Source organism: Streptomyces sp. NPDC048192 (genome assembly GCF_043202415.1).
Lineage (GTDB): Bacteria > Actinomycetota > Actinomycetes > Streptomycetales > Streptomycetaceae > Streptomyces.
Genome location: NZ_JBIDAL010000016.1, coordinates 181362 through 198893, shown reverse-complemented (window position 1 = coordinate 198893; position 17532 = coordinate 181362). Strand labels below are relative to the sequence as shown.

The window sequence follows — 17532 nt, the reverse complement described above, 5'->3', positions numbered from 1 at the left end:
TGGTGGCATGGATACCTCTACCGTTTCGGCAGAGTGTTTTGACGTCGTCGTCATCGGGGCGGGTGTTTCCGGAATCGGAGCCGCCTGCTACCTGACGAAGGAGTTCCCGAGCAAGAAGATCGCGGTGCTCGAAGGGCGCGACAACATCGGAGGCACGTGGGACCTCTTCCGGTACCCCGGCATCCGGTCGGATTCCGATCTGCACACTTATGGATACGAGTTCAAGCCGTGGCGCCACGAGTCCGCCATTGCCGACGGCCACCTGATTCGTGACTACCTGCGGGAGACCGTCGAGGAGTACGGCCTGGAAAGGCTCATCCGGCTCCGGCACGAGGTGGTGTCGGCGGACTGGTCGAGCGAGGAGGCTCTGTGGACCTTGAGGGTGCGGACCACTGACGGGCGCGGAGCGGTCACCGAGCTGGCCATGAAGACCCGCTGGGTGTACGGCGCCACCGGCTACTACCGCTACGACGAGGGGTACACGCCCCACTTCGAGGGCCGCGACGAGTTCACCGGTGACATCATTCATCCGCAGCACTGGCCGGAGAACTACGACTACTCCGGTAAGAAGGTGGTTGTCATCGGCAGTGGCGCCACGGCCATCACCCTCTTGCCAGCCATGACTGCGGGCCCCGGCGCGGCGGCACACGTCACAATGCTCCAGCGGACGCCGAGTTACATCATGGAGTTGCCGCGCGTCGACTCGCTGGCGCTGCAGCTGACGAAACTCTTCGGCCCCGAGCGCGGATACGCGCTGACGAGGCGCAAGAACATCTGGCGCGACCAGAGCTTCGTCTGGTTTGTGCAGAAGTTTCCGCGAGCCGGGCGTGCCTTGATCCGTCACTACACCAAGAAGGCTCTCCCGGAAGGCTTCGACGTCGACACCCACTTCAATCCGCCGTACGAGCCGTGGGACCAACGGCTGTGCGCCACCCCGGACGGCGATTTCTTCAGGGCGATCAGCGACGGGAAGGCATCCGTGGTCACGGACCGGGTCGCCCGCTTCACGAAGGAAGGAATTCTGCTGTCCTCGGGACGCGAGCTGAAGGCCGACGTCATCGTGACGGCGACGGGTCTCAATATGCGGTTCTTCGGGGGAGTCCAACAGAGCGTGGACGGAAAGCCCGTCGTCCTCTCGGACACCGTGACGTACCGCGGGATGCTGCTCTCCGGTGTTCCCAACTGGGTCGTGGCGCTCGGATACACGAAGTCGTCGTCGTGGACCCTGAAGGTGGGCCTCACCAGTCGCTACATCTGCGACCTGATTAAGTACATGGACGCCCACGGGCACGAGATCGCCGTCCCGGTTCCGGATCCGGGCATGCCCACGCGGCCGCTGCTCGACCTCACCGCCGGCTATGTCACGAGGGCGATGGACAAGCTCCCGCGCCAGGGCCCCGGACTGCCCTGGCGGATGCTGACCTCGTACAGCCAGGATGCCAAGCTCCTCAAGGGCGCCCTGTTCGACAGGCATCTGCGCTTCAGCACCAGGACCTCGGCGCCGGTGCGGTCCGAGGACGGGAAGCTGCAGACCACCGCTTCCCATCGGCGGGGAGGGACACGATGACCTCGCCTGCCAAGCTCACCCTGGCGGAGCGGATGCAGCGGGCGATGGGCATCCTCGCCTGTCGTCTTCCCCAGCCGATCCTTCGCCGGTTGGCGAACGTGCCCGTCAACACCGACGGCGAGGAGATGGCGCCCGAGATCGCCCTCCTGATGCAGATGACCGAAAAGGCCGACGACTACAGCGATCTCGACCCGGTGCGCGCTCGTGAGGTGATCGCAGCGGAGTGCCGGACGTTCGCCGACCGGATGCCGCCCTTCGCGATCCAGGAAGAACTCCGGCTGCCCGGCGGACTGCAGGCCACCCGATACCGGGCGGGATCCGCGTCGCGTGGTCTCCTCCTGTTCTTCCACGGGGGCGGGTTCGTTGTCCACAGCCGAGCCGACTACGACTCTCCGGCGAAGCTCCTGGCTCTCAAGGCCGGCGTCGACGTGCTCTCCGTCGAGTACCGGCTCGCTCCGGAGCATCCGTTCCCCGCCCCGCATGACGACGCGTTGACCGCGTGGGACTACGCGGTCGAGCACGCCGCGCAGTGGGGTCTCGATCCGCACCGCATCGTCGTCGCCGGCGACAGCGCCGGGGCCAACATCGCCGCTGTGCTGTGCCAGCAACTGCGCGGCCGCGAGGTCCAGCCTTTCCTGCAGGTTCTGATGTACCCGGTCGTGGATTCCGCCCTGACGGTCCAGCGTCCCTCACACCGCGAGTTCGCCGACTGCCCGGCCCTGACCGCCAAGCAGATCAAGTGGTTCAGCAACCACTATCTGCCGGCCGGGACCGATATGACGGACCCTCGGGTCAACCCGCTGCTCGGGAACCTGGACGGCTTGCCCCCTGCCGTGGTGTCGGTCGCCGGATTCGATGGGCTCCGGGACGAGGCGCTCGAATACGCCGCCGGGCTCCTCAAGAACGGGGTACCGGCCCGAGTTCTCCGCGAAGGCGGGCTCGTGCACGGCTACATCCAGTTCACGGCCCTCAGCCGGACCAGCCGTGCGGCCACCGAGCGCATCGCCGCGGCGATCGCGGAGGCGGTGTCCCCGGACGGGCTGGCCTCGACGTCGGGCACGTACCGCGTCTGAGCACCGCGCCCTGATGCGACGGGCGTGGGGTCGAGCCAGGGCCACCTGCGTGAATTCTGTATCAGCGAGAGCCCTCGCGGGGCGAACGGCAAGGAACATACGTTGATTTACCGTCATGCACTTATGGCAGTTCGCGAGGGCGCGTAATGCCGATCTCCCAGAAAGTCGTCATCGTCGGTGCAGGGGTCCTGGGCCTGAGCACCGCATGGCACCTCGTGGAACTCGCCTCGTCGCCGCTCGAGATCACGGTGCTGGACATGGCCCATCCGGGCGAGGGCACCTCGGGTCTATCCGTCGGAATGGTAGAGACTCAGTTCTCGACCGCCGACGCCATCGAGGTCAGGGCGTACGGCCGTCGGTTCTTCGATGCCTTCAGCGAGGAGACAGGTCTTTCTTTCACGCGCTCGGGATATCTCCGGCTGGCGCGGACCGAAGGTGACATGGCCGGCTTCCGTGCGTCGCGCGCGCTCCAGCAGGAGTTCGGGATCGTCGACGCCGAGATTCTGGACCGGGACCAGATCGCTTCCTCATGGCCGGACCTGGTGACGGGCGATGACCTTGTCGGCGGTCTCATCGGCCGCTCCGACGGATACATCGACGGATACGAGTTCTGCGCGACGATGACCGCGCAGCTACGAGCCGCAGGAGTGCGCGTGCTCTCGTCGTCGCCTCTTGTCGCAGCTGACCGGGCCGACTCGGGCGGCTGGACCCTGGTGACGACCACCCATCTTCTGGACGCGGACTGGGTCGTGAACGCGGCGGGGCCGTGGGCACCGGAGGTCGCCGCTTTGCTCGATGCCCCGGTAGCGGTGGCGAACCAGCTCTACGGCGTCGTCGTGGCCAACTTGAAGGAACCGCCCACCCGTTCGCTGCCCTTCGTCATGGACTACATCCCGGGATCGGGCGTGCCGGGGGTGTACTTCCGTCAGGAGGGCGCCACCCAGCTCATCGCCGGTCTGCACAGCGAGGACGGCAACCTCAAGGAAGCGACGCCCAGTCTGCGCCTCAAGCCGCTCGACGAGGACGACATGATGCTGGTCGTCGAACTCCTCTCGCAGCGTGTGAAGGGTGCCGACGAGGCGACGGTCGGCAGAACCTGGTCCGGCGTCTGCGCGATGACCCCGGACGGACTGCCCGTGGTCGGGCGTCACCCGGCGGCCGAGAACGTCATCAACGCTGTCGGCGCGGGCGCCTCCGGGATTCAGCTGGCGCCGGCCATCGGACGGCAGGCAGCGCAGGCGCTGCTCGGGCTTCCGTCGAGCCTGTCGGCGGACCACGAGTGGAACGCGAGCGCGCGCCTGCCGTGACCAGGCACTGACCCTCCTGCCCGCACATGTCCGACGGGCAAGCGCCCGTCACTACGCAGGCGGTGACCGCGGGGCGCACGGCTGAGCCGGCCCCGAACGTTCTGAGGAGACTCATGATGATTCCATCCAAGGACTCGCCCCATCCACCCGAAGGCGGGGGCGATTCGGCGCAGTTCACACGCTCGATGGGTGTTGTGGAGACGCTGTCCCTGGGCTTCACCTACTTGTCACCCCTGGGCGCCGTGGCCGCCTTGATGCCGCTGGGGCTGACCACGGCCGGGCCGCCGTCGATCTGGTGGCTGGTCATCGCCGCCGCCGGCCAGATGCTCGTGGCCCTCGTGTTCGGTGAGGTCGTCTCCCAGTATCCGATCACCGGAGGCATCTACCCGTGGGCGCGTCGGCTGTGGGGGCCGCGCTACGCCTGGCTGGCCGCCTGGATCTACCTGTGCGCGCTGATCGTCACCATCACGTCGCTGTCGTATTTCGCCGCCCCCTTCGTCGGCCGCCTCTTCGGCTTCACGCCGACCACCGTCCAGACCTTCCTGATCGCCGTCGGTCTGCTGCTGCTGGCGATGGTGTTCAACCTCAGCGGCACCCGGACCCTCGGCACGGTCGTCCGCATCGGCTTCTACGCGGAGATCGTGGGCGTGATCTTCTGCGGCCTCTACCTGCTGATCTTCCAGCGCCACAACTCCCCCAGCGTCTTCTTCGACACGATGGGCGCCGGCGGTGACGCGCCGTACTACCAGACCTTCCTGCTGGCCGCGCTCACCGGTCTGTACCTCTTCTACGGGTTCGAGGCCTGCGGGGACGTCGCTGAAGAGGTCAAGAACCCGGGCCGCGCCATCCCGAAGGCGATGATCCTGACCGTCGTGACAGGGCTGTTCTCGGCGGGTCTGGCGTTCATCGGCTTCATCCTGGCGGCCCCGAACCTGCCGGACATCGTCCGCGGCAAGGTCCCCGACCCCGTCTCGGCGATCCTGGAAGCCACGGTCGGACCGGTCGGCACCAAGATCTTCCTGGTGGTGGCGCTGACCGCGTTCATCTCGTGCACGCTGTCGCTGGAGGCCGCACTCAGCCGGCTGATCTTCGCCTTCGCCCGGGACGACATGCTGCCCGGCAGCAGGAAGCTGTCTACGTTGTCCGCACAGGGTGCCCCGCGTGCCGCCATGCTGGTCGGCTGCGCGGCTCCGACGTTGCTCTGTGTCTGGGTGCTCGTGGAACCCGACAGCCTGCCGCGCGTCACCTCCTTCGCGGTCTGCGGTATCTACATGTGCTTCCAGATGGTCGTGTTCGCCGCTCTGCGGATGAGGCTCAAGGGCTGGCGGCCCGGCGGCAGCTGGAGCCTCGGCCGCGCAGGAATCGCCGTCAATGTCGCCGCCCTTGTCTACGGCGTCTCCGCGATGCTCGTCCTGATCCGGCCCGGTGACGCGTCGCTGGCCTTCGTCGACCGCTGGAGTGTGCTGATCGGCCTCGGCGTGGTCCTGGTCAGCGGTGCGCTCTACATGGCCGTGGCGCGCCCCTGGCGACGCTCGACCGCCCCTTCCGGCGACGCGCTCGAAGCCGCCGAACGAGCCCGGGCCGCCCGGGACTCCGTACCGACCGCCCGTACCGAACCTGCATCCGTCGACAGCTAGGAGCCGGACATCGTGATCACCAAGGACACTCTGACCGAGGCCGCTGACCGTATCGCAAGGGTGCCGAGGGCCCACTTCATCGACGGCTCGTTCACCCTCGCCGCGCCCGACGCCGGCACCATCGCACTGATCAACCCGGCCAGTGAGGCCTCGCTGGGCACCATCCCCAGCGGCACTCCCGCCCACGTCGATGCGGCGGTGGCCGCGGCGCGACGGGCTCTGCCCGGCTGGGCCGGCCGTACGCCCGCGGACCGCGCGGAGGTTCTCCACGCGCTGGCCGACGTGGTCGATGCCAACATCGATCTGCTCGCCGGGATCGAAGCGATCAACGGCGGCAAGCCGCTGGCCGCCGCGAGCGACGAGATCCCGGTCGTCTCGGACTCACTGCGCTTCATGGCGGGCGCGGCCCGCACGGCGCAGGCCCCGGCGGCCGGCCAGTACGCCGAGGGGCACCTCTCGTACATCCGGCGTGAACCGGTCGGCGTCGTCGGTGCCATCACCCCGTGGAACTACCCGCTGATGATGGCCGCCTGGAAGATCGCCCCCGTCCTGGCGGCAGGCAACACGATGGTGCTGAAGCCTTCCCAGCTGACGCCTCTGACCACCCTCGTCCTGATGGAGCTGGCCGCCGACATCCTCCCTCACGGCGTGCTCAACGTCGTCCTGGGCACCGGATCGATCGTCGGCGATGCCATGAGCCACCACCCCGGCATCGACATGCTGGCGCTCACCGGAAGCGTCCGCTCCGGCCAGAGCGTCGCGGAGGCCGCGGCTGCCACGGTCAAGCGCGTACACCTGGAGCTGGGCGGCAAGGCCCCGGTCGTCGTCTTCAACGACGCCGACCTCGACGCCGCGGTGGAGACCCTGGCCGTGGCGGGCTACGTCAACGCCGGCCAGGAGTGCGGCGCGGCCACTCGGGTCATCTGTCACGAGGACGTCCACGACGAGTTCGTCGAGAAGCTCGTCCGCGCGGCGGAGGCCCTGACCATGGGTGACCCCGCCGAAGGGGATGCCGTCGAGCTCGGACCGGTGATCAGCGCCGCGCAGCGCGACCGTATCGCCGCCATGGTCGACCGGGCCCGGCGCGACGGCGCCAAGGTTCTCACCGGTGGCCAAGTCCCGGACCGCGCCGGGTTCTTCTACCCGCCGACCGTCATCACCGACGTTGCCGCAGGCTCCGAGATGGCCCGGGAAGAGGTGTTCGGCCCGGTCATCTCCGTGGAGACGTTCGCCACCGAGTCCGAGGCGATCGCGAAGGCCAACGACGTCGTGTACGGGCTCGCCGCTTCCGTGTGGACCGCCGACCCGGGCCGCATGCTCCGCGCTGTCGAGCAGCTCGGCTTCGGCACTGTCTGGGCGAACTCCCACCTCGCGGTGGCCACCGAGATGCCCTGGGTGGGTTTCGGCCACTCCGGATACGGCCGGGACAACGCCACCTACGCCCTCGACGACTACACCCGCACCAAGCACGTGGCGTTGGCCATGGGCGCTGCCCGCGACTGACCCGGTTCCGGCCGTTCACCGGCCGACCACCACTCACCTGATTCTCATGAAAGGACGTGCCATGAAGGTCACCGCCGCAGTGTTCGAATCCGTCGGAAAGCCGATGATGGTCGAGGAACTCGACCTCGACGACCCGAAGGAGGGCGAGGTACTCGTCAAGCTGGCCGCCAGCGGCCTCTGTCACAGCGATTACCACGTGGTCAAGGGTGAGTGGTCGTCCGAGGGACCGGTGGTGCTCGGCCACGAAGGCGCCGGGGTCGTCGAGAAGGTGGGCCCGGGCGTGACCAACGTGGTCGTCGGTGACCATGTCGTGCTGTCGTGGGTGCCGTACTGCGGTGTCTGCACATACTGCAACTCCGGTCGGCCGGCGCTGTGTCCGAAGGTCGTGGAGACCGCCTACCAGAACGTCATGTTCGACGGCACCTCGCGTCTGTCCCGCAATGGCGAGCCCGTGCCCAGCTACCTCGCGACGGGGGCGTTCGCCGACCACGTGGTCGTCCGGGAGTCCAGTGCCATCCCTGTCCGCAAGGACGCACCGCTGGACAAGGCGGCGCTGGTCGGCTGCGCCGTGGCCACCGGCGTCGGCGCCGTCATCAACACCGCGGGCGTCCAGCCGCGCGACACGGTGCTCGTCATCGGCTGCGGCGGCGTCGGCCTCTCGGTCATCATGGGCGCCACCCTGGTCTCGGCCGGTCAGATCATCGCCGTGGATGTCAACGAGGGTTCGCTGGAGCGCGCCCGGTCGCTGGGCGCCACGGCAGTGATCAACCCCCGGCAGACCGACCTCGCCGAGGCGGTCCGCCAACTCGTCGGTGAGGCCGGCGTCGACTGGGCCTTCGAGGCCATCGGCCTGAAGCCGACCATCGAGGCCGCCTACGAGCTCATCCGGCCGGGCGGCACCGCCGTGGTGGTGGGGCAGGCGGCCGAGGGCGTGACGATCGAGATCGACCCCATGGTCATGTCGGACCGCGAGAAGTCGCTGATCGGCAGCAACTACGGAAGCTGCCACCCCGCACTGGACTTCCCGCGCCTGGTGGACCTGTACATGCAGGGCAAGCTCGACCTGGACCAGCTGGTCGGCCGCACCGTGTCGATCCATGAGATCAACGAGTCCTTCGCCGCGATGGGCAAAGGCGAGGGCGGCCGGACCGTCATCACCTACTGACCCGCGCTACTTCACCGTTCCGAGGGTTCCGAGGCCGGCGAGGTGCGGCGCGACGTGTGAGACACACCACCGCGCGCAGCGCGCACCTTCGCCGGTCCGGTGACAGGTCCCCTCAACCATGGAGATCAAGTGAGCATCCGCGAAACCCGCGAGGGGGGCAGCCTCGCCGCGCTGCTACGACCCCTGACACTCGGCAAGCGAACGTTGCGCAACCGGGTCGTGGTGACCGCGCACGCGACGCACAACATCGACGCCGCATCCCTTCCGAACGACGATGACGTCGCCTATCACGCCGAGCGTGCCCGGGGCGGGGCCGCCATGGTCACCATGGGACTGGCCGCGGTCCACCCCAGCTCGCCCACGCCCTACGGGATCTACCACAACTTCGACGACCGGATCGTGCCGCGCTACGAGCGGCTCAGCGCCGCCGTCCACGAGCACGGCGGCCTCATCCTGACGCAGCTGGGGCACATGGGGACGCGCACGGACGGCGCCACCGGGCCGGCCTGGTCACCCTCGCAGGTCTCCCACCACTCGTGGGGGAGCATGCCGCACGCCATGAGCCGTGCCGAAGTGCGCACGATCGTCGAGGCGTTCGGGGCGGCGGCCAGGAGATCTGTGCGTGCCGGCATGGACGGCGTCGAGATCTCGGCCGGGCACGGCCTGCTGATCAACCAGTTCCTCTCCCCGCTGACCAACCGGCGCGAGGACGAGTACGGCGGTGACGACGACCGCAGATTCCGGTTCTGCAGGGAGATCCTGGAGACGGTGCGCGCGGCCATCGGGGACGCGATCCTCGTGGTCCGCGTCAACGGCGCCGACGAGGTGCCCGGTTCACTTGACCAGGAAGCCTGGCTGGACATCGACCAGCGCATCGCAGGGACGGGACTGGTCGACGCGATCAACGTCTCGGCCAACTTCGACGGCTCGGTGGTTCCCACCATGGCTGCCCCGCGCGGCTGTTATCTGCACTACGCGCGGAAGGTGCGGGAGCGGGTGGAGGTGCCGGTGTGCGCGGTCGGCAGGATCACCGATCCGTCGATGGCGGCGCAGGCCATCGAGGACGGCGACGCGGACTTCGTCGGGATGACGCGCGCGCACATCGCCGACCCCCACCTGGTCACCAAGGTGCGGGAGGGTCGGACCGACGAGATCCGGCCATGCATCGGGTGCGTACAGATGTGTCTCGGCGAGCTGGAGCGGCACCGCAACGTGAAGTGCGTCTACAACCCGGTGACGGGGCGGGAGCGCCTGGTGCGCGACCTGGAGACCACTCCGGCGCCGACGAGCCGCCGTGTGGTCGTGGTCGGCGGTGGCCCGGCCGGGCTCGAGACCGCACGCGTCAGCGCCTTGCGGGGGCATCGGGTGACCCTCTTCGACGAGCGTCCGGAGCTGGGCGGGGTCGTACGAGTCGCCGCGAAGACCGACGGACGTGACGGACTGGTCGACGCGGTGGACTGGCTGGGCAACGAGGTGCGCCGGCTCGGGGTCGACGTGCGGTTGCGCAGGACCGCCGAGGCCTCGGACGTCGTCGCCCTGGAGCCCGACGTCGTGGTCCTGGCCACGGGTGCGTCCGAGACGTTGCCGCAGTGGGCACCACGGGACCATCCGCGGCTCCTCGCCGCTGCGGATGTGGTCTCGGGCCGGCCGAAGCTCTCGGGCACGGTCGTGGTGGTCGACGAGTCCGATCGCACCTCGGGCATGTCCGCTGCACTTTCGGCCGCGGCCCGGGGGTGCGATGTCCAACTGCTGACCGCACGCCCCGGGCCCGGGGAACTGGTCGAACCGGAGGTCCGCCACGACTTCCTGACGCGCCTCGAAGCCGCCGGGGTCACCATCCGTTGCTCCACGCAGGTCCACGCCTACGACGTCGCCAAGGGCGTCCTCCACGGTGGAGTCGGCGGACTCGCCACCATGACGTACCGCGATGTGGACGCACATGGCCGGCCGACCGAGCGGGCACGCCAGGACATCACGATCGCCGCCGACTACGTCGTGCACACCTGGACCGAACCACGCGCCGAACTCTTCGAGGACCTGCCCGAGTCGCTCGAAGTGCGTGCGGTCGGCGACGTTCTCCACCCGCATCGCATCGAAGGAGCTGTGCATGCGGCATTTGATCTCGCAGTCGAGCTCTAGCTTCCGCCGTTCACGCGGGCAGAGCGCGATCCATCCGGTCATTGCCGGCACAGGTAAGTGAGGCACCCCTTGAAAAGCGCAACGCACAGGACAATCCACGCCGCCCTTGACCACGCGGTGGCGGCCTGGCCGGATGAGCCAGCACTCGTCTTTGACGGCACGACCCTCACCTTCTGGGAACTCAGGAACGCCGCGCTCAGCCGCCTGGGTGTGCTGCAGGAGGAGGGGCTCCCGGCAGGCGAACCGGTCCTGGTGATGCTCGGCAACTCCGAGCAGTCGGTCATCACCTGGCTCGCGCTCGCTCTGGGCGGCTTCGTGGAAGTCCCCGTGAACACGGCCTACATCGGCGAGACACTCGCCCACATCGTGCGCGACTCCGGCGCTCGTACCGTCATCACCGAGTCCCAGTACACGGACCGGCTCGCCGCGGCCGGCAGCGAGGTCCTGGCATCGATCCTGGTGGTCGATCATGACGCCTCGGCGGGCGCCACGGTGCGCCCGCTGCCGCCCACCGCCGGCCGTGGTGAAGTGGTCCGCCGGGACGAACTGGCCGACACGGCGGTGATGTACACGTCCGGGACAACGGGGCTGTCCAAGGGCGCGGTCATCGCCGAACGGCACGCCTACGAGTACGCGTCGGCGGTGGCCGACCTGCTGGACCTCACCCCCGGGGACGTCTACTACGCTCCGCTGCCGCTCTTCCACATCGCAGGCCGGTGGGGGGTCGTCTACAGCGCCTTGCAGCGGGGCGCCTGCACCGTTCTGGTCAGGCGCTTCAGCATCAACTCCTTCTGGAGCGATGTCCGGGCGCACAGTGTCACCGCGACGTTCCTGCTCGGTGCCATGGCCCAGTTCTTGCTCAACCAGCCCGCGCGGCCCGACGACGCGGCGAACCCGCTCGACCGTGTTCTGATGGTGCCGCTGATCGAGGGTGTCGACGAGTTCCGCTCGCGCTTCGACGTGCGCGTCACCACCTGCTTCGGGTCGACCGAGGCGAACGTCCCCATCGCTTCGTCCTGGGACGCGAGCCTGCGGACCGGCCTCGGCAGACTCCGTCCCGGATACCGGATCCGGCTCATCGACGACCAGGGGCACGACGTCCGGCCGGGCGCACCCGGCGAACTGCTCCTAGCCACCGACGAGGACGGCATGCTCCTGCGCCGCTACCACGGCAACGCGGAAGCCACACAGGCCGCTCTGCGGGACGGCTGGCTGCACACCGGGGACGTCCTCAGACAGGACGCCTGGGGGAACCTCCATTTCGTCGACCGGACCAAGGACGCGCTGCGCAAGCGTGGTGAGAACATCTCGTCCTTCGAGGTGGAGCGCGAAATCCGTTCCCATCCCGCGGTTCTGGAGTGCGCCGTGGTCGGTGTCGCCTCCGATTTCTCCGAGCAGGAGATCGCGGCATTCGTCCAGACCGCTCCCGGACACCGGGTCACGGCGGACGAGATCAGAGCGCACGTGGCCGAGCGCGCGCCAAAGTTCCTGGTGCCCGACCACGTGCACTTCGTCACCGAGTTCCCCGTCACACCCACCGGAAAGATCCAGAAGTTCGAACTGCGCAAGCAGATCAGCTCCTAGAACCCGGCTAAGGCCGCAGCCGGTACGAGAAGAAGGGAACACCAAGCGATGCGGAACACCGGGAAAAGGTGGAAGGCGGCAGCCGTCGGTCTGGCCGCGGCGCTGGCGCTGACCGCCTGCGGAAGCGGCAGCGGAAACGGAAACGGACGTGACGGCAGCCACGAACTCACGATAGGTCTCGTCAGCTCGTTCTCGGGATCGGCCGCCTCCTACGGCGAGGCCGAGCGGGCCTCTCTCCAGACCGCCGTCGCGTACGCGAACAAGAACCAGATCGCCAAGATCGACGGCAAGCCGGTCACGTTCAGGATCAAGGAGTACGACTCGGCGTACGACCCGACGAAGGCCGTTACCGTCACCCGTCAGGCACTCGACCTGGACGGCGTGCGTTATCTGGAGGTTCTCGGCGGCGGCATCGTGCCCGCCGTCCAGCCTCTGGTGAACAAGGAGAACGCGCTCCTCTTCGCAACGGCGGCAGGCGACGACTTCATCGGCAAGGACCAGTCGAAGACGTTCCGCCCCCTTTACGACACGCGCGAGGCTCTGAAGGCCATTCTCGAGCACCGCCGGTCCGAGGGCGGGCTCGCGGGCCGTCTCGTCCTCCTGTACCCCGACGACGACCTGGGCCAGAGCCTGAGTCCTGACGCCGCCAAGATCGGCGAAGACCTGGGCTTCACGGCGCACACCGAACTCGTCGGCCGCGATGTCACCGACTTCGCTCCCGTGATGTCGAAGATCGCCAAGACCACCGACATCATCGACTTCGGCCCGCTGCCGCCGAGCCAGCAGGCAGTCGCGATCAAGCAGGCACGCCAACTGGGGTACAAGGGCATCTTCGTCTTCTCCGACACCCTCATCCTTGACACCCTGCTCAAGACGGTCAGCGCGCGCGACATCGAGGGCTCCCTGTCCGCGCCGGCGCTGGAGGCCCAGGTCGCCCTGACGCCCGAAGGCAAGGCGTGGGCTGCCTCGGTGCGGAAGAAGACGGGGCAGATCGACGGGTGGACAGCCGTCGTCTACGACAACCTGCTGCTGCTCGCCGCAGCCGTCAACGACGCCCAGACCCTGGACCCCGCCAAGGTCGCGGACGCGCTCCCGAAGCAGAAGGTCCACGGCATCCTCGGCGAAGTCTCCTACGGCGGCGCCGACAAGTACGGCATCGACCGCGTCATGAAGCTGCCGTACGCCGTTTCCGAGGTCAGGTCCGGCAAGGCCGAGCTGGTCACTTCGGGCTCCTGAGGGAAAGGCGGACGAGGTATGGAAGTGGCACAGGTTCTCTTCAACGGCGTCTCGGCCGGCGCGGCGATCGCGCTTGTCGCCGTCGGTCTGACGCTGGTCTTCGGAATCCTTCGCGTCGTGAACTTCGCCCACGGGGTGCTGTTCATGCTCGGCGCCTACGCGACCTACCTGTTCACGGGAAGGCTGTCTGTTCCTTACCTCGTCGCCATCGTTCTTGCCGCACTCGTCATCGCGGCGGTGGCCATCGGACTCGACCTGCTGGTGTTCAAAAGGTTCCATGGCCTGAGTCTCGAAGGAGCGATCGCGGCGATCGCCCTGACGCTTCTCCTCCAGAACCTCGCCTTCCTGGTCTTTGGAGGCGCGTCCCGCGGCGTCCGCGGACCGTTGGACGACGTGACCGTCACGTTCGCCGGCCTGACGATGCAGGGCCAGCGGCTCTTCGTCATCGGTGCGGCCGTCGTCCTCGTCCTCGCGCTCGGCTTCCTCGTCTACCGGACCTCGTTCGGACGAGCGATGCGTGCCGTGCAGCAGTACCCGTCCGCCGCGCGACTCCACGGCATCGAGCCCAACCGGATCAGCACGCTCACCTTCGGCCTGGGTGGTGCACTCGCCGGAGCGGCGGGCGCCCTCGTCGCACCTGAACAGGTCCTTCTCCCCAGCATGGGGGAGGCGCCCCTGCTGCTCGGCTTCGTCGCGATCATCCTTGGCGGCATGGGCAGTGTCGGCGGTGCGCTGGTCGCCTCGCTGGTCATCGGCATCGTCCAGAGCGGCGTCTCCACCTACTGGACTCCGCAGGCGTCCGTCTGGATGAGCTTCGCGCTCGTCCTCGTCGTCCTGACCCTCCGGCCCAAGGGGTTGTTCGGCCATGAGTAACGCCCCCTCCTCCCTTTACGGTTCCAGATCCGCGTGGGCGCGGCCCTCGACGGTGGTCATGGCGGTGTTCAGCGTCGCAGCGGTGCTCTTCGGGCTCACCCAGTCCGGCTACTACCTCCACGTCGGCGTGATCACGTCGCTGTCGATCGTGCTCGCCGTGACCCTCCGCCCCCTGCTCGTCGCTGGTGAGGCGTCGTTCTGCCACGGAAGCTTCTATGCGCTCGGTGCGTACACCGTCGCCATCCTCTCCACCGAGCACGGCTGGAACGTGTGGCTGGCCCTGCCGGCAGCCGGACTCGTGGCCGCTCTCGGTTCCTTGATCATCGGGATTCCGAGTCTCAGGACCACCGGCTCCTACTTCTTCCTGATGACCTTCGGCTTCCTCATCGTCATCACCTCGTTGCTCCAGTACCTCAAGGGACTGACGGGGGGATTCAGCGGGATCGTCGGCATTCCTCAGCCGGAGGGTGTGAGCACCGTCGACGACTTCTACTTCGTCTCTCTCACGTTCGGCCTCTTGGTCGTCGTGGTGTTCACCGCTCTCGACCGCTCCCGTTGGGGGTTGGAGCTGCGGGCCATCGGTGATGCGGCGGACCTCGCGGCGGCGGCCGGTGTCGCCACGTTCCGGCGCAAGCTCTCGGCGTTCGTGCTCGGAGCGTTCGTCGCGGGCGTCGCAGGCGGGCTGTTCGCCTCCTACATGGCGTTCATCGCCCCCGCCACCTTCAGCATGTGGCTCTCGATCTACGTGCTCACCTACGTCATCCTCGGCGGGCGCCGGTACGTGGCCGGCGCGGTCGTGGGAACGCTGATCCTGGGCGCACTTCCCGTCGCCGTGCGCTGGTCCGATGCCTACGTCGGCATCGTCGTGGCCGCGGTGACGCTGTGCATCCTCATGGTGCTGCCGCGGGGTGTGGTGACCGCCGTCATCGAGCGGTTCGGTGCCGGATCCGCCGCCCGGCGAAACGACGTGAGCGATGAGCTGCCGGCGCCTGCTGATCTGCCCCCGCTCATCTCACGGCCGGCGACAAGCGGGCCTGTTCTGACGGTCACCGGTGTCAGCCAGGACTTCGGCGGGGTCAAGGCGCTCACGGACGTGGAATTCACCGTGCAGGCGGGCGAGATCCTCGGCATCATCGGGCCGAACGGCGCCGGAAAGACCACCTTGTTCAACGTGCTGAGCGGTTTCCGGCCGCCGACGTCGGGAGAGGTCGTCCTCTCCGGGCGCTCTCTCACCGGGGTGCCGCCGCACAAGCGCGTCGCCGAAGGGCTCACCCGCACCTTCCAGGGTGCTGCCGCGTTCGACTCGCTCTCGGTGATCGAGAACGTCGTCGTCGGAATCGGGAACGAGAGGAAGTCGGCGCTGTCGACCGCGTTCCGGCCGATCGCGGCGTCGACGGCGGACCTCACCCGGGCCCGTGCGCTCACCCACATCGTCGGCCTCGGCCAGTGGGACAACACGCCGGCCGGATCGCTCCCTTACGGAGCGCGCCGACGCCTGGGTGTCGCCATCGCTCTGGCAACCAACCCGAAAGTCCTGTGCCTCGACGAACCGCTGGCGGGTCTGTCCGATGCCGAAGTCGGGGACATGATCGCGGCGTTGGAGGCCGTCCGGGCCCGGCTCCCCATCACGGTCATTCTGATCGAGCACCGGATCAACGTGATGCTCGAGATCTGCGACCGATTCCTGGCGCTCGACTTCGGGCGTGTCATCGCCATAGGCGACCCGGCCGAGGTGGCGGCGAACCCAGCCGTCGTCGAGGCGTACGTCGGACAGGGAAAGGAGGCGGCCGGTCATGGCGAGTAACGCGATCAGCCTGCGCGGCGTCACGGTCTCCTACGGACAGGGTCCCGCCCTCGATGGCATCGACCTCGACATCGCCGCCGGTGCGACAACAGCCGTCCTCGGCGCGAACGGCGCGGGGAAGACGACCGCACTCAATGTCATCGCGGGCATTCTCAAGCCGACCGCGGGGCGGATCGTCGACTCCATCGGAGCGGAGGTCAAGGGCCGGACCGGCATCATCCGGCCCGGGGTGGCGATGAGCCCCGAGGGCCGGAAGCTCTTCGGGCAGATGACTGTCGAGGAGAACTTGCTCCTCGGCGCCTATGGCCTGCGTGATCCTCGGCCGAACAAGGACAAGATGGCCGAGATATTCGACATGTTTCCGCGGGTCGCGGAACGGCGCCGGCAAGCGGCCGGGACCCTCAGCGGGGGCGAGCAGCAGATGGTGGCGATCGGCCGCGCTCTGATGCGTGAGCCCGACCTCCTTCTGCTCGACGAGCCGACCCTCGGCCTCTCGCCGCGGATCGCGGGCATCGTCGCAGACATGATCGCCCGCATCGCCGCCGACGGTCTCACCGTCGTCCTGGTCGAACAGGACGCGGCCGTCGCACTGGCGCTGGCGAAACGGGCCTACGTCCTCGTCAACGGCCGTATCGGGATTTCCGGTGAGGCGCGTGACATGGATCCGAGGGAAATCCTCAACACCTATTTCGAAACGGATGCAAGATCAGGAGCTCAAACGACATGAACGCACGCTATATCGACTTTCGAATCCGGCCCGCGGACGAGGCGACGAGCGTCGACTTCGAGGGCACGGACAGCGAGGGTTACACCCGGGTCTACGGAAAAGAGTTCACGGGCGGTCGGTCCCTGACCCACCTGATCGCCGAAATGGAGAAGCACGACGTCATCGGCGTCATGCAGGCGGAGTGGGAGGCAGGCGACCCCGTCGCCGTCAACGAACAGGTCCACCGCGCCGTCACGGCGTACCCCGATCGTCTGGTGGCCGGCATCGCGACCACCGATCCCCGGCTTCCCAACGCGCTCGACATCCTGAAGCACGCTCACGACGATCTCGGTCTCCGTGGCTGGAACTTCCAGCCTGGCTTCCTCAAGGTCGCCGCGAACGACCCGATCGCGGCGCCGCTGCTGAAGTACTGCCAGGAGAACGGGCACCCCGTCACCGTGCACAGCGGCATCAACTTCAGTGAGACCGGGCCCATTTCGTTCGGTCACCCCTCGGCCCTGTGCGAGATCGCGTGCGCCTACCCGGGGCTCGTGATCGTCGCGAGCCACGGTGGCTGGCCGTGGGTCACGGAGACGCTGGCGGTGCTCTGGAAGCACCGCAATGTCTACGCCGACTTCGGAGCAGTGGCCCCCAAGCGGATGGTGGGACCGAAGGGCGGCTGGGAGCCGGTCGCTCACTGGATGAACACCATGGTCTCCGACCAGGTCCTCCTGGCCAGCGACTGGCCCATGATGCGCCACGAACGGCTCATCCCGGAGCTCGACTACCTCCAGCTGAGCGAGGAGTCGTACGACAAGTACACGCGCGGGAACGCCGCCCGCCTCATCGACTCGATCTGGGGGACCCGCCTCGTCGATCACCTCAAGACAGGAGCCACCTCATGACTGCACGTGACCTGATAGCGGAGAGCGCCGACG

13 protein-coding genes are annotated in these 17532 nt (G+C 68.0%); all 13 read left to right on the top strand.

Annotated elements, in window-relative coordinates:
• Window positions 1-7: 7 nt before the first annotated feature.
• The 13 genes from ACGFZN_RS31035 to ACGFZN_RS30975 all read left to right on the top strand — a co-directional run bounded on the left by ACGFZN_RS31035 (window position 8) and on the right by ACGFZN_RS30975 (window position 17499).
• The gene (locus tag ACGFZN_RS31035) at window positions 8-1567 is read left to right on the top strand and encodes an NAD(P)/FAD-dependent oxidoreductase (protein ID WP_362122366.1); all 1560 of its coding nucleotides are present in this window, start codon (window positions 8-10) and stop codon (window positions 1565-1567) included.
• Window positions 1564-2640 carry an alpha/beta hydrolase gene (locus ACGFZN_RS31030; protein ID WP_393861765.1) on the top strand — a complete coding sequence of 359 codons (1077 nt, stop codon included), beginning with the start codon at window positions 1564-1566 and terminating at the stop codon, window positions 2638-2640. Before ACGFZN_RS31035 ends, ACGFZN_RS31030 begins: the two co-directional genes overlap by 4 nt.
• Before the next feature lie 146 nt (window positions 2641-2786).
• The gene (locus ACGFZN_RS31025; RefSeq protein WP_393861764.1) at window positions 2787-3947 is read left to right on the top strand and encodes an NAD(P)/FAD-dependent oxidoreductase; all 1161 of its coding nucleotides are present in this window, start codon (window positions 2787-2789) and stop codon (window positions 3945-3947) included.
• Window positions 3948-4132: 185 nt separating this feature from the next.
• Window positions 4133-5584 (top strand): APC family permease, encoded by a 1452-nt coding sequence (locus ACGFZN_RS31020; RefSeq protein ID WP_393861763.1) that lies wholly within the window; start codon window positions 4133-4135, stop codon window positions 5582-5584.
• 12 nt (window positions 5585-5596) lie between these two features.
• A complete protein-coding gene (locus tag ACGFZN_RS31015) occupies window positions 5597-7087 on the top strand; it encodes an aldehyde dehydrogenase family protein (RefSeq protein ID WP_362122374.1) in 1491 nt (496 codons plus the stop codon).
• A 61-nt stretch (window positions 7088-7148) separates the two neighbouring features.
• The gene (locus ACGFZN_RS31010; protein WP_362122376.1) at window positions 7149-8252 is read left to right on the top strand and encodes a Zn-dependent alcohol dehydrogenase; all 1104 of its coding nucleotides are present in this window, start codon (window positions 7149-7151) and stop codon (window positions 8250-8252) included.
• Window positions 8253-8381: 129 nt separating this feature from the next.
• Window positions 8382-10391, top strand: a complete 2010-nt coding sequence (locus ACGFZN_RS31005; protein ID WP_362122378.1) for an FAD-dependent oxidoreductase — start codon at window positions 8382-8384, stop codon at window positions 10389-10391.
• A gap of 69 nt (window positions 10392-10460) precedes the next feature.
• On the top strand, window positions 10461-11975 hold the full coding sequence (locus tag ACGFZN_RS31000) for an AMP-binding protein (protein WP_362122380.1): 1515 nt from the start codon (window positions 10461-10463) through the stop codon (window positions 11973-11975).
• A gap of 48 nt (window positions 11976-12023) precedes the next feature.
• On the top strand, window positions 12024-13211 hold the full coding sequence (locus tag ACGFZN_RS30995; protein WP_362122382.1) for an ABC transporter substrate-binding protein: 1188 nt from the start codon (window positions 12024-12026) through the stop codon (window positions 13209-13211).
• Between the two features lie 18 nt (window positions 13212-13229).
• A complete protein-coding gene (locus ACGFZN_RS30990) occupies window positions 13230-14084 on the top strand; it encodes a branched-chain amino acid ABC transporter permease (protein WP_393861762.1) in 855 nt (284 codons plus the stop codon).
• Window positions 14085-14142: 58 nt separating this feature from the next.
• Window positions 14143-15888 carry an ATP-binding cassette domain-containing protein gene (locus ACGFZN_RS30985; RefSeq protein ID WP_393861761.1) on the top strand — a complete coding sequence of 582 codons (1746 nt, stop codon included), beginning with the start codon at window positions 14143-14145 and terminating at the stop codon, window positions 15886-15888.
• Window positions 15878-16615 (top strand): ABC transporter ATP-binding protein, encoded by a 738-nt coding sequence (locus ACGFZN_RS30980; RefSeq protein WP_393861760.1) that lies wholly within the window; start codon window positions 15878-15880, stop codon window positions 16613-16615. Before ACGFZN_RS30985 ends, ACGFZN_RS30980 begins: the two co-directional genes overlap by 11 nt.
• Window positions 16612-17499: an amidohydrolase family protein gene (locus tag ACGFZN_RS30975; protein WP_393861759.1), complete on the top strand. Its 888-nt coding sequence runs from the start codon at window positions 16612-16614 to the stop codon at window positions 17497-17499. Before ACGFZN_RS30980 ends, ACGFZN_RS30975 begins: the two co-directional genes overlap by 4 nt.
• Window positions 17500-17532 lie beyond the last annotated feature (33 nt).

What these genes read in the sequence shown, in the direction of transcription:
- ACGFZN_RS30975 (WP_393861759.1), top strand. Translation starts at nt 16,612, where the DNA reads ATGAACGCACGCTATATCGACTTTCGAATCCGGCCCGCGGACGAGGCG.
- ACGFZN_RS30985 (WP_393861761.1), top strand. Translation starts at nt 14,143, where the DNA reads ATGGCGGTGTTCAGCGTCGCAGCGGTGCTCTTCGGGCTCACCCAGTCC.
- ACGFZN_RS30980 (WP_393861760.1), top strand. Translation starts at nt 15,878, where the DNA reads ATGGCGAGTAACGCGATCAGCCTGCGCGGCGTCACGGTCTCCTACGGA.
- ACGFZN_RS31035 (WP_362122366.1), top strand. Translation starts at nt 8, where the DNA reads ATGGATACCTCTACCGTTTCGGCAGAGTGTTTTGACGTCGTCGTCATC.
- ACGFZN_RS30995 (WP_362122382.1), top strand. Translation starts at nt 12,024, where the DNA reads ATGCGGAACACCGGGAAAAGGTGGAAGGCGGCAGCCGTCGGTCTGGCC.
- ACGFZN_RS31030 (WP_393861765.1), top strand. Translation starts at nt 1,564, where the DNA reads ATGACCTCGCCTGCCAAGCTCACCCTGGCGGAGCGGATGCAGCGGGCG.
- ACGFZN_RS31025 (WP_393861764.1), top strand. Translation starts at nt 2,787, where the DNA reads ATGCCGATCTCCCAGAAAGTCGTCATCGTCGGTGCAGGGGTCCTGGGC.
- ACGFZN_RS31020 (WP_393861763.1), top strand. Translation starts at nt 4,133, where the DNA reads ATGGGTGTTGTGGAGACGCTGTCCCTGGGCTTCACCTACTTGTCACCC.
- ACGFZN_RS31010 (WP_362122376.1), top strand. Translation starts at nt 7,149, where the DNA reads ATGAAGGTCACCGCCGCAGTGTTCGAATCCGTCGGAAAGCCGATGATG.
- ACGFZN_RS30990 (WP_393861762.1), top strand. Translation starts at nt 13,230, where the DNA reads ATGGAAGTGGCACAGGTTCTCTTCAACGGCGTCTCGGCCGGCGCGGCG.